The 13,403-nt window shown below is 38.2% G+C and carries 7 protein-coding genes; all 7 read right to left on the reverse strand.

The annotated features are described in order from the left end of the window. Window positions 1-106: 106 nt before the first annotated feature. On the reverse strand, window positions 107-667 hold the full coding sequence (locus tag FFJ24_RS17005; protein WP_138818340.1) for a discoidin domain-containing protein: 561 nt from the start codon (window positions 665-667) through the stop codon (window positions 107-109). Between the two features lie 673 nt (window positions 668-1,340). Beyond that, on the reverse strand, window positions 1,341-2,216 hold the full coding sequence (locus FFJ24_RS17010) for an ROK family protein (RefSeq protein ID WP_138818341.1): 876 nt from the start codon (window positions 2,214-2,216) through the stop codon (window positions 1,341-1,343). A gap of 69 nt (window positions 2,217-2,285) precedes the next feature. Beyond that, window positions 2,286-4,553 carry a GH92 family glycosyl hydrolase gene (locus tag FFJ24_RS17015; RefSeq protein WP_138818342.1) on the reverse strand — a complete coding sequence of 756 codons (2,268 nt, stop codon included), beginning with the start codon at window positions 4,551-4,553 and terminating at the stop codon, window positions 2,286-2,288. A 103-nt stretch (window positions 4,554-4,656) separates the two neighbouring features. After that, a complete protein-coding gene (locus FFJ24_RS17020; RefSeq protein WP_138818343.1) occupies window positions 4,657-7,101 on the reverse strand; it encodes a glutaminase family protein in 2,445 nt (814 codons plus the stop codon). Between the two features lie 212 nt (window positions 7,102-7,313). After that, window positions 7,314-8,318 (reverse strand): LacI family DNA-binding transcriptional regulator, encoded by a 1,005-nt coding sequence (locus tag FFJ24_RS17025; protein WP_138818344.1) that lies wholly within the window; start codon window positions 8,316-8,318, stop codon window positions 7,314-7,316. Between the two features lie 195 nt (window positions 8,319-8,513). Then, window positions 8,514-10,166: a RagB/SusD family nutrient uptake outer membrane protein gene (locus tag FFJ24_RS17030; protein ID WP_138818345.1), complete on the reverse strand. Its 1,653-nt coding sequence runs from the start codon at window positions 10,164-10,166 to the stop codon at window positions 8,514-8,516. Window positions 10,167-10,177: 11 nt separating this feature from the next. Further along, the gene (locus FFJ24_RS17035) at window positions 10,178-13,402 is read right to left on the reverse strand and encodes a SusC/RagA family TonB-linked outer membrane protein (protein ID WP_138818346.1); all 3,225 of its coding nucleotides are present in this window, start codon (window positions 13,400-13,402) and stop codon (window positions 10,178-10,180) included. Window position 13,403 lies beyond the last annotated feature (1 nt).

Raw genomic sequence — 13,403 nt, forward strand, 5'->3', positions numbered from 1 at the left:
TTACTGTTATAGGTCTATTGATCAATTGAAATAGATTTATTGCCTAACCTATTGAACCGGCTGAATAAATCTTTGTGTATCTTATTTACAGAAGTTGGATTGAAAGCTACTGTTGCTCCTCTGGCACTTCGATTACACGCCATTCTGACAACTGAAACAATGAACCGCTACCAATTGCTGTAATGCTTAACCTGTAATGCTTATACAAAACTTTGTTTTTGAAGCTATAGGTTTTCAGCATGTTACGACCTGAAAATGTTTCGCCATTTCTGGTATCCAGATCTACCCAATTGGTGCCATCCAAAGAACCGCTTAATTTCCAGTTTTTCGGATCTCTGCCCGGAGCATCATTACCCGATGTTAACGTGTAAGAGGCTACTTGTTGGGGAGCCGCAAAAGATAACTGCAAATAAAAGTTGCTTTGATAAGGGTTGATCAGGAATTTTGTGGCTGGATCGTTATCAACCACCTTTGCAGATCCCTCTGCACCTGCTGATCCTCCGGAACTCTCAATGTTAACAGAAAGTGCGGCTTTTGCCGTTACATCTACTTTGGCTTTCCAGGTAAAAAGATCCACTGTAGGATATTCTTCTTTACCGCATCCAAAAAGTAAAACCAGGGCAACACAGAGTCCGAAAGTGCTCCTGGTAATTTTTAAAAGATTCATAATTGATTAATTTATAGTTTGGTGGTTATTAAAATGTGCAATAGTTAATCGCAGATCAATGAATGATCAGGAGTTTAAATTGATTTTAAGGAGGGGTTAGCTTATACACCTACCTTATGTGCTGGCTTCTTAAGGCGAGAAAAAACATTGGTATTGCCAAAGACATGGCCAATTCTGGTCGGATGTTTTTTTGTTCATAAATGGGTTTTAGTTTGGTTTGGTTTCCGTTGGAGGCGGAAGAGGACATGTTAAAATGTAAATTTTACTTCATTGGATTCTCCTTTTTATTTGTACATGAATAGATAGTTAGTTTAATACACTAAAACGTTTTAGTAATGTCAGATAAAAAAAAGCCCTGATCTGGTGATCAACACTTGTTGTAATAAACTAAAATGTTTAATTAATTGAATACTAAAACGTTTTATTAAACAATAATAAGCATATTATTAATAAATCAAAAATTATTTTATTTTTTTATCAAAGTTAATCTCCGGAAATTACGGACAGTAGCCTATATGGATTAAATTATAGTAATAAAAATCTTGTGAAAAGCACTATTTTTTAAGAAAAAAGAAAAAGTGGAGATATACCGCAGAATTACATTATGAAAATTGCAATTCTGCGATTATTTTAGAATAAGTTTAAAATATTGTGAGCTATTATGGCAAATACGTTAAGTTAAACTCATATCGCAGCAACTCGCAGCACCAATTAACGCTGCATGTTCTTTAAGTTCTGAAATTTTGATTTCAGTATCTATTCCATTTCCTTTAAGTGTTGCAATTAATTCTGGGGCAAATGCGTTAAAAGATTGCGCAATATTACCACCAACTATTACAGTGTCTATTTTGTGCTCCTTAATAATAGGGATCAGGAACTGAGCCAGGTTATAGCCAAATTCCATAAAAACCATGGTCGCGAAATGATCTGTTTCTATTAATTCCACCAGTTCTTTCACCCCGTCTACCGTTTTGCCGCTAAGTTGGTTAAAACGTTTTACGAACCAGCGCGTAGAAAGGTAATCTTCCGCAATTCCGTCTAAAAATTCGGAGTTCCAGAGGTCAGCATCAAAAGCTTTATGATTGAGACAAAGCGATGAACCCAGTCCGGTACCAAGCGTTAAGCCCAATATACTCCCATTTCCTTTGGCAGCGCCGGCAAAAACCTCACCTTGTAAAAAACCTGCCGCATCGTTTATAAAGTGAATATGCTCTGCAGGGATATCCAATCTTTCAGACAATTCTTCTTTTACATTGATCTGGTAAAGTGATTTAAACTTATCCTGATCTTTAATTAATGAAATGCCTTCACTATAATTAAACGGACCTGGCATGGCAATTCCAACATTCCGGGCACCGTTTTTAATATTTTTAAAAGCCTTATTGATGATATCGCACCATGCCGATAAAATCACTTCTTTACTCTCCTGCGAATTCACAGGGCTACGTTTGATAGAATTCTTCACTAAAGTTCTTGTTTCCAAATCCACCAATGCGGCCGTTATATGCGAGCCGCCAATATCTACACCTAATGCAACAGGCTTTTCCATTCTATATATATTTCTGTTATCTATTCTTTATTAATCTGAATTAATTCGCCAAAAGTAGCAATTCCATATCTATTTACTGATTGAAAATGGCTTATCTTCTTCTGATAGCCCTCTATTTAACGAAGGTTTAACATTCATCTCTAATTTTAACACCCCTCCTTTTAACAAATCGCTATGATTTATAAAATTTTTGGTATAATTTTTACCATTTAAGCTTGCTGATTTTATATAAACATGATGAATATCATTTGCAGGTGCTTCAATGATGAATTTTTTGCCATTTTCTAAGTTTATGGTTGTTTTTTTGAATACCGGACTTCCTAAAACATACTCGCCAGAACCAGGGGTTACGCTATAAAACCCTAAAGCGCTTAATACATACCAGGAAGAAGTTTGCCCTTGATCTTCATCTCCAGGATAACCATTTTCTGTTGCATCATACAGCTTATGCATCACCTCACGGGCATAAAATTGTGCCTTCCAGGGTTGGTTGGCATAGTTGTATAAATAAACCATGTGCTGTATGGGTTGATTGCCATGTGCATACTGCCCCATATTGGCCATTACCATTTCGGTCATTTCATGAATCATCCCCCCGTACGAACCCACATTTACTTTATTGGGTTCGCTAAAAACAGAATCTAACTTGGAGATAAAATTGCTGTTTCCTCCCATCAAATTAATTAAACCTTTGGTATCCTGAAAAACCGACCATTGCCAATGCCACGCATTTCCTTCAGTAAACGGACCTCCCCATTCGGTTGGATCGAAATTTGGCGACCATTTGCCTTCCGCATTCCTTCCCCTCATAAAACGTGTAGCCGGATCGTAAACATTTTTATAATTGAACATCGGCTTCTCAAAAACCTCCATATAATGTTTATCGCCAATCATTTTGGCTAAAGTGTAAGCACAATAATCATCGTAAGCATATTCTAATGTTTTTGCAGTGGCTTCTCTATATTTTGGATAAGGAACATAACCCAACTGGTTATACTCGATTACGCCATCCCTGCCATTTGCCGGTCCCCATGGCCCTTTGTTCATCGCTTCGTGATAATAGGCATCTAAAGCTTTTTTCGGATCAAATGTTCTGATTCCTTTTGCCCAGGCATCTGCTAACAAAGAAATAGCATGGTTACCGATCATACTTCCGGCTTCGCTGGGGAAAGACCATGAGGGTAACCAACCGCATTGCGCGTAGGCATCGAGCATGGCTTGCATATAACGACCATGCATTTCTGGCTGTATCAGTGTATTTAGCGGAAACTGGGCCCGGAAAGTATCCCAAAACCCTGTATCGGTAAACATATAGCCATCATGTACTTTACCATCATACGGACTAAAGTAATATGGTTTTCCAGCTTCGTTAATTTCGTAAAACTTCCTGGAGAACAAACTTGCCCTGAAAAAGCAAGAATAAAACGTTTCCATATCTGCTTTCGATCCACCTTCCACTTCTATCTTTCCGAGCGATTTATTCCATACCGCAGCAGCATTGGCTTTTGTATCTTCCAAAGTTTTATCGTTGCCCAGTTCTCGTTTTAAATTAAGTTCGGCCTGTTGTAGACTGATATAAGATGATGCTGTCTTTACCTGCACTTTTGCGCCCGATTCGAACTGTACAAATGCACCCTTACCTAATCCTTCAGCAGAAATGGAATCTTTTGCAACGGTATTATGTTTGTTTTCCCATGTACCGTAAGATTTAATTGGCTGATCGAACCGGATTACATAATAACTTTTCCACCCCCTTTTAAAACCTTCGCCATTGTTTACCCAACCAGTTATTTTATTTTCTTTAGGATAGATTTGAACACCGCTCAATCTGGTATAACCATCTAAAATTAAAAAGCTTCTTTTGCCTTTTGGATAGCTGAACCTGAGGTGTGCACCACGTTCAGATGGTGAAATTTCGGTGGTGATATCGTTTTCGAATGTTACTTTATAATAGTTTGGTTTAGCAATCTCAGCCTGGTGGCTAAATTTAGTTTCGCGTTTATCTTCATTTACAATCAGCTCATCAACCACTGGCATTAAAGAAAATACGGCATAATCTCTCGTCCACGAACTGCATTGGTGCGCTTGCTGAAAGCCCCTAATTTTGTCTTTAAAGTATTGGTATTTCCATCCGTCGCCATTCCGACCGGTTTGAGGCGTCCAGGTATGCATACCAAAAGGCAAGGCAGTAGTAGGATAGGTATTCCCCCGCGTGAGTTCATGTTTAGAATTGGTCCCCTGCAGTGTGTTCACATAATGGACAAAATCCTTCTGTTGCGCCAATAACCCCTTGGCTGCAATGCAGCATAAAATTGATGTGATTAATTTGAGTTTCATTTGTGTGTGTTGGTTCTTTTCAGTCAATATAAATCAACTGTATTTTTAAAAATCAGCTTTTGCCTGCGGAGGTAAATGCTTGCAGGCAAAGCGGCTTAATATTTTATTTAATATTCCATTTATCAGCTAACATTTTGATGAAATAACCTCCCACAACACTCCTGGCCTGGAAGCCGGTCATTTTACCATTGGTGGTTTCATGCCAATCGCTCAATGGCACCTTGCTTTCTGTTTTGGTAACATAACGGTATATCGGACTTATAAATTTTTGGAAATCGGCTTCATTATCAGCCAAAGTCGCAGTCCACATAATCCAATCCGATTTAGTGTAGGTCCTGCGGCTATCCAACGGCAATCCAAAATCCTTTTGCTTGGTTAAATAAAAGTTAATCTCCTTTTTGTATACTTCTCCAGGAAAAAGATTAAGTTTTAACAATTTGTCCCAAACGAGGTTGTATTTCTGGCTCCAGGTATTTTTATCATTAAAGGTTAAAGCATAATGATCGCCATCATCGGCCATTTTCATCCAGTTCTGCGCCATTTGCAAAGCAGCCGTTCTGTATTTTGCAGCTACATCAGCTTTGCCTAATAATTGCGCCATTTGTGCATAAGCACCTAAAGCCACAATGGCCTTTACCGATAAATTCGAATTTCTGGCCAAATGACCTGCGAAATCATCGGTACAAAGCTGGTTTGCAGGATCGAATCCTTCTCTTAGTAAATAATTGGCCCATACTGACATTACCTCCCAATGTTTCCCTGCATATTTTGCATTTCCTTCTGCCCTGGTAATAGCAGCAGTTAAGATGATCATATTTCCAGCCTCTTCTACCGGCATATCTTCACCGTAGGTTTGGCCGTTTGCCAAAGGATAAGTACCTAAATCGTGTGCGGCAAAAGGTTTCTTCCATTTTCCACTTTCTGAATAATAGAAAATACCATTCAGCATGCCTTTTAACAATTCAGGATTGTACACCAAAAATTGCGGTGCTGAAGGGTAAGTAACATCTACCGTATTGATGGAGCCATTACTGAAATTTTCTTTGGATAAAAAAAGGATATCGCCATTTGGGGAATACACGATTTTGTGCGCAGCAATAGCCTGTCTATAAGCTAGCTTACACAGTTCGGCATATTCTTTTCCCCCAGCTTTTTCTGCATCAGCATATAGTTGGGCATCAAAAATGGCACACTTGTTTTTTAAATCAGGATATTGGGCACTGGCCTCAGCCAACTGATCTTCGAATTGCTTTGAACCAGATTGTCGCCAAACAGGCTGTAGTTTTTCACCAAAGTATTCAACTGATTTCAGGTCATCATATCCCAACATCATATATTTATCTACGGGTGTGGAAGAAACCGAACCGAAAGGAATAACACTACTTAAACTTAAGTTCCTGGAATTTAAAACCTGGTTTTGAGTTGGATATTTTGCCTCCATAAAAGCTTTTAAGCTTTCGTTCTGCGGAGCTATAAATTGCCTGGCATTAAATCTGCCCGGAACGGCCAGGTACAAATAGCCCCAATCAATGCGCAGGTCGTCTCCCCGTTTCTTTAACACCGGCTGCTCTACGGTTCCTGTTTTTAATATAGAGAGATTGTTTTTTGAACTCTTCCAAGCCGATACGCTTTGATTTGGTGTATTCACGGCCAGGTTTGATGATGCCCCAAAGAAAATAGCTACGCTGTGCTGCCTGGCATCAGTAGATTTAACGGCATAATTAATATAACTGATTGGCCTTGCGGTTAATTTAATATCATTCAGTAATAATGGGGAGGTAAAAGCTACCTGTAGTTCTACCGGGCCACAGCTAAAAGTGTATTTGGTTGTGGTTGACTGAATGGATACATTGGTTTGAGTGGCTGGAGCAATGTTTAGATGATCTGCCTCTTCTTCAACTATCCCGGCATCCAGGTGCCTGCCACCAGCGGTATTTTTACAATGGATAGCCAGTACATTTTTTCCTGTTTTTAAAATACCATCTTCAATTGGCAAATAGCTATAATCAGAAACCCATCCGTTCTTTTTGTAAATTATTTTACCATTTAAATAAACAATTACATTATCATCGTGATTGAGTTTCAGGTATTTTTTTGCAGCCGATACTTTGGCCACATCGAAGGTTCTTCTGAAGTAAAGATCATCACTATTCCATTTTGTTTTGGCAGAATTATCGTCTCCAAAAGGAGCTTCGGCTTTTTTCCAGTCCTTATCATTGTATGTAATGCTTTCCCAACCTGCTTCAGGTTTATCGAAGCGATAACCAGCCTGATATTTTAATGCATCAGCTGCTGGAAGTATGTCTTTAAAAGTTTTACTTTTTTCGCCCAGAAACCGGTAATATTTGCCATCAACCTTTATTACACCTAATAAAGATTGCTCCTTCCCGGTCCAATGTTTGGTAACAGATTGGTTAAGCCCATCGCCGAAAGACCAAATACTGAAATAGGCATCATGTGTAATTAACGGATAAGCAGGTGCCTTATCTTGTGCTTTAGTAATTAAATTAAAAAAAAGACAAAGTGCTACTAAGGAAAGTTTTCTCATAAATTAATATTTGGTCAATTAATAAATCGTTTTACTTAATGACCTTAATTGATTTCTTAATTCTGCAACAGAATAAAATGTCAAATCAACACTAAATTAAATGGGAATATTGTTGTTTGGTGTTCAATTAAAGTAAAACGTTTTACTAATTCAATATTAGAGAAATAAATATCATATTAAAATAGTTTAATGTAATATTTAAGTTACTGAATTTAATCCCTTATGATTAATTTAGCTGGAATAATGATCTCCTGGTTTTCGGGTTTGGCTTTGGTCGACAATTGTTTAAGAATCAGCTTAATTACATTCTCTGCAATTTCCTCAAGTGGTTGTTGAATTGCTGAAATACCAGGTGTGTGCAGTTCGAAAGCTTCATGATCATCGTATGCAATAACAGCAAAATCCCCGCCTATTTTCTTATTGATCTTTTTCAATACTTTTAATCCGCTGATTGCTAAATAATTGGTTGCAAATAATACTGCCTCAATTTTTTTATTATCGAAAAGTTCTTTAACCTGAGCAATGGTTTCGCTTTCTTCCTGGTTAAAATGGATCTTTAAAACCAGGTTGTCGTCATACTTGATTCCATGATCTTCTAATGCTTTTTTATAACCATCATAACGCGCTGTTATCTGCTCTACGTTGATATCAGTAGTAACCAGGGCAATGTTCTTTTTACCTTGACCGATAAAATGCTGTATTGATTGGTATGAAGCATTAAAATGATCGGCTCCAACGTAGCTGGTATTGATATCGGGCAGGTTTCTATCAAAAAAGATTACCGGATTACCATCTTCCAACAGCATTTTTACATCTTCTTCTATCCCTTTTATAGGAGAGATGATATAGGCATCAACTTTTCGCGTTTTGAACATGTTGATCAGTTCCTTCGCCTTGTCGATACTGTTTTCTGTACTGGAATAAATAATTTTATATCCTCTTTTATAAGCTTTGTCTTCGATTAACCTGGCAATCCTGGAGAAGAATGAGTTGGAAATATCTTCGATAATCAGGCCGATGATATTGGAGTTACCGGTTCTTAAACTTCTTGCAATCTGATTAGGTTTATAACCACTTTCTTCGATAATTTTTTCTACTTTCTCTATTACTGCTTCGCTTATCGATTTTTCTTTTGCTTTACCGTTAATAATGAACGAAACTGTGGTAATGGATACATTGGCTTTTACGGCTATATCTTTGATAGAAAGCGATTTCATTTGGCTGGAATTCTTTTAAGTTACTCGATTCAAAGCTAAATAAAAATTATAGCTTTTAATTTTTTGCCCGTTATAAAAACGCAATTTAACATTTTTTATGATAATCGTTTTAGAAACAGTTATTAAAGCTTAACAAAATATATGTAAAGCTTAAAACCACAAAAGGCGCATTTAAGCGCCTTTTGTGGTTTTTTATCAGTAACCTGGGTTTTGAGTCAGTTTAACATTCAAATCTCTTTGCCTTTGTGGAATAGGATATAATGTTTTAAATGATGAGGATGGACTATGATCCCACCAACTTCCGGTTGCAAATTTTCCGAATCTAATCAAATCGTCCCTTCTAAAACCTTCAAATATAAATTCCCTGCCGCGTTCTGCCAAAAGCTCATCAAGCGTTAAGGTAGCCACGGTATAAGCTTTGCTAGCCCAAACTGCCGGCGTATAAGCTCTCGATTTACAATCATTAATGAGCTTAACTGCATCTGCATTGGCAACACCTCCATTTTTACGCATAATGGCTTCAGCTTTTGCGAAATAGATCCATGTTAACCGGTAAACATTCCAGTCTGTATTGTTGTAATTTGGATTAGGTTCTACTCTCACCCCATTTACAATTCCTGGAATAGAATTGCCCAGTTTATATTTATTAAAACGAACTCCACTATTTTCTTCGCCCTCACTCATATTGCTAACGGTAGAATTTTTCGAATTTCTTTGAATGTTATCAACAAATACAAGTGGCTTGCCTGCATACTCTACTGTACCTTGAACATCAGATCCATCAGCGAACTTTTTCTGAGGACCAAACAGTAACCAGCCAGTTTTACGCAAATCATCAGCTTCAAATTTTTCATAAACACCTGGAATTAAAACGATGCCATCGTTACCATTCCTGCCGCCGCCATAAATATCACGTTGTGCAAAATGATAAAACTCACCCGTCCACGATGGTTCAAATTTAGCTCTGGTAAAATCATAAGCAATGGAGAAAATAACTTCTTTTGATTGATCATTTGTATTTTTAAATTGATCGGTAATGTTTGGATCAAGCGCCATATTACCATTTTGACCACCTGCCTCATTATTAATTAATTTATCAGCTGCCGCGATGCAATCATCCCACCGTGGTGTACCAGTCCATACTTCTGCATTTAAATATAACTCCACCAGCATGGCATAACCACTTGCCTGGCTCATTCTTCCAAGTTGCGATTTTGCCAGCTTAGGCACGTTATTGATATTATCTTTAATTTCCTTTTCAATAAAGGTAAAAACATCTTTCCTTGCAGTAGTATTTGGCAATACAGGATTTGATGGATCAACCAGATCTGTTGCAATTGGAATATTACCGAACAAATCCATCAACTTTAAATAGTGAAATGCCCTAAGTAATTTTAGTTCTGCAACATAGCCATTTTTTTCCTCTTGGGTAATTCCCATCTGCGCAATATCTCTCTTCTCGATGTTTCCAATGGCATCATTACAAAAACCAACCCCTCCGTACATTAGGGACCATGCATTATTGATACCTCCTTCATCAACCGTCCAGGTATGGTAATGTAATCTTTTCCACTTGCCTCCGTCTTCACCATGTGGTCCCTTTGTTGGCCATGCCAACTGATCAGCTGAAAGTTCGGCCAATCGCCACCATCCATCTTGTCCAGATGGCGTAACCCAGGCATTTGCATGAGTATACGGCCTTAAAACAGCAGAAATAACTTCGTTTTTATTAGAGTAGAATTTTTCAGCCGGGATAACATCGTATGCATTTTCATCTAGTTTAGTACAGGCTGTGCCCATACTTACCACTAATGCAAGGGCTGTATATATGATTGATTTATTTTTCATTTTATTATATTTTAGAAGCCTACGTTAACACCAAAAAGGAATGATCTTGTACTTGGATAAGCACCACGGCTATCAATACCCGGACCTAAGCCAGTATCTTGTACAAAATCAGGATCATTACCTGAGTAACCGGTTATTGTAGCTAAATTTTGGCCTGTAGCGTATACCCGCAGATTACGGATGAACTTCGTTTTTAACTTAAAGTTATAACCTAAAGTCACCTCATCAATTTTAACATTGGTTCCGTTTTCCAGGTAATAGTCTGAATACATAAAAGTATCGTTGATTTCACTATACTTCCCAAAAGCATCTCTTAAATAGTTAGAGCCCGTAACAAAAGGGTTTCCGTATGTTAATGCGGTAGTATTTAAAATTTTATAGTCAAACTTACCTCTGAGGAAAACCCTAAAATCAAAGTTTTTATAAGTAAAATTCGCTGTATATGAAGCGTAATATTTAGGTATTGCATTTCCCAGGGGAGCAAGATCTGTTAGGTTTTTATCTTTAGAGTTGTTGATCTGATCATTACGTACGGCTTGTCCGTTTCTATTATAGAAAAGCCATTTTCCATTAGCATCAAAACCGGCGAAACGCTTCCCATAAAATATACCTACCTCTTCTCCTTCGTAGGTGGTAATGGCATCACCTAAATCTCCTGCACCACCAATACCACCAAATGTTTTAAACTTCACAGCAAAAACATCATTCGAGTAAGAATTCAAAGTGTTTTTAATGGTACTTCCTGTAAAATCCATACTAAAAGTAAAATCCTTGGTTTTAATTGCCTGATAACTTAAAGCAAGTTCAATACCTCTTGAAGAAATATTACCTACGTTTGCATAGATCTGGTTTTGAATATATGGCGGTTGAGGCGTAGTGTAAAGATCTAACAAATCCTTAGTTGTTCTATCAAACAAATCCAATGAACCTGTTAACTTGCTATTGAACAATGTAAAATCGGCACCGATGTTGGTTTCACGTTTCGATTCCCATTTCAAAAATGGATTTGGGTTACGTGTTGGCCCATAAGTTTCGCGGTAACTGCCATCAGGATATAAATATTTTCCACCCGGACCGAGTGTTACCCTTGATGCGTTATTTGCAAAACCAGAGTTACCCGTTACACCGTAACCTGCTCTTAATTTCAAATAATTAACCCACTTTACGTTTTCCATGAATTTTTCTTCGGTAACATTCCAACCTAATGATACTGCTGGGAAATTTCCCCATTTGTTATTATCACCGAAACGGGAAGAACCTTCACGCCTTAAAATTAATTGCACCAAATACTTATTATCAAATGCATAGTTAACCCTTCCGAAAAATGCAATTAGCGTGTTATCGTTTTTATAACTGCCCATTGATGCTTTTCCGTCGGCTAATGCCTGTCCAACTTCCATGTTATCTTCATTGAACTGATCGTTCAGAAAACCACGGGTACTCATTCTGGCACCCTCCTCTATATTGTAACGATAGCTGTAACCTGCCAATGCAGTAAAAGAATGTTTATCTGCGACAACCGTATTGTATTGTAAAGTAGGTTCAAAGGCATAGGCCTGAGAAAGGAAATTATTTTTGAAAGCATAACCGCCGCTAGGGTAATCACTATTCTCAAAAGAATCTTCACTTGCCAAGGTTGCATATCCACCATCTAAATAACTGTTACGCTGCATAGATCCGAAAACACTTGCTTTTAATCCTTTGGTAATGTCAAAATCAGCTTTTAAATCTGCCGATGTTGTTTGCTGCTTGCGGTAACTGGTATTATTAAATAATCTGGCATATTGGTTTGTACTTTGATTATCGTAATAATATGAACCATCTGGATTATAAATTGGCTTAGTCGGATTTTTACCCAACTCTTCTTCCCAACCACTTCTGTTTAACTCATTATTGAAAAAATCTGATGTTACTCCATTAGATAGCAGATTCGCATTATTAATATTTGTAGCTAAATTTAGTTGAATGTTCAATTTATCATCAAAGCCTTTTTGATTGATATTCAATCTACCTGTATATTCTTTCCTTCCGTTTTCTAAAGCAATACCCTGTAAATCGCGGTAGTTTAAACTTGCACGATAGCTCGTTTTATCGGTACCACCTGATAATGCAAGATTATGATTTTGCGACAAATTACCCTTGTTAATCAATGCACCATATAAATCTTCACTTGCACCGTAATCACGGGCATTAATCTCTCCCGAATTGATTTTTGCCCTAAATTCTTCCGCTGATAAAAAATCTAATCTGTTTTGAACAAATTCTTTACGAATGTAACTCGAGTAATTAAAGGTTGGCGGCCCGGGTTTGCCTTTTTTTGTGGTGATCAAAATTACACCCGCGTTTGCGCTTGTACCATAAATGGCTGCTCCAGATCCATCTTTTAATACATCAACCGATAAAATATCATCCTGTTGAAGCAAATCCGGGTTCCCACCCGGAATCCCGTCAATTACATAAAGCGGACTGGCACTACCTGCAACCGAAACCACACCACGCAGCTGCACACTTGGACTTGAGTTTGGGTTCGAACTCCCCGCCCGGGTGATGTTCAAACCTGCCACTTTACCTTGTATCAAATCAAGCGGGCTCCGGGCACCACTCTGCCTAAACTGGGCAGTATCTACGTGGGCTACTGCCGAAGTAACTTCTTTAGATTTCATCGTACCATAGCCAACCACAACAACATCACTTAAATTCTGAGCACCAGATGGTGTAAGATTGATGGTTAATGGGGCGTCGCCATTCCCTGCCGGAACAGATTTAGATTGATAGCCGATATAGCTGAAAACAAGTACATCAGTTGGCGCTGTAACAGTTATACTGAATTTACCGTTTTCCTGCGTAACGGCACCTCCGGTTTTACCTTGGATTTTAATTCCAACGCCAGGTAAACCGATTTTCTGCTCGTCTACAACGATACCGGTAATTGTTTTTTGACCTGCTGATGTTGCTGGGGCGGTGCTTGCTGGTGTGGCAGGCGCTGTTGTTGTTGGGGCTGGTGCCGGGGAAGTAACAGGGCGCGAGCCACCCAGCGGGTTTGGCGGTACTTTTACCGAATCAGCAGGTTTGGCCACCGGGACTTTTTTTGTTGTGTCTTGTTTTTTAGTTGTATCCTGCTGAAAATAGTAGCGGTTAAAATTCTTGTTTTCGCTATTAATTTTCGCAAACAACTGGGGGCTTGAAAGTAGGACAAGGCATAGGAATCCTGTCGTCCTGAGTAAAATGTTTCTCATT

It is taken from the genome of Pedobacter sp. KBS0701 (genome assembly GCF_005938645.2).
Lineage (GTDB): Bacteria > Bacteroidota > Bacteroidia > Sphingobacteriales > Sphingobacteriaceae > Pedobacter.

Bases quoted from the DNA above. Each gene is read 5' to 3' on its own strand.
- FFJ24_RS17035 (WP_138818346.1), bottom strand. From the start codon at position 13,402: ATGAGAAACATTTTACTCAGGACGACAGGATTCCTATGCCTTGTCCTA.
- FFJ24_RS17025 (WP_138818344.1), bottom strand. From the start codon at position 8,318: ATGAAATCGCTTTCTATCAAAGATATAGCCGTAAAAGCCAATGTATCC.
- FFJ24_RS17030 (WP_138818345.1), bottom strand. From the start codon at position 10,166: ATGAAAAATAAATCAATCATATATACAGCCCTTGCATTAGTGGTAAGT.
- FFJ24_RS17015 (WP_138818342.1), bottom strand. From the start codon at position 4,553: ATGAAACTCAAATTAATCACATCAATTTTATGCTGCATTGCAGCCAAG.
- FFJ24_RS17010 (WP_138818341.1), bottom strand. From the start codon at position 2,216: ATGGAAAAGCCTGTTGCATTAGGTGTAGATATTGGCGGCTCGCATATA.
- FFJ24_RS17020 (WP_138818343.1), bottom strand. From the start codon at position 7,101: ATGAGAAAACTTTCCTTAGTAGCACTTTGTCTTTTTTTTAATTTAATT.
- FFJ24_RS17005 (WP_138818340.1), bottom strand. From the start codon at position 667: ATGAATCTTTTAAAAATTACCAGGAGCACTTTCGGACTCTGTGTTGCC.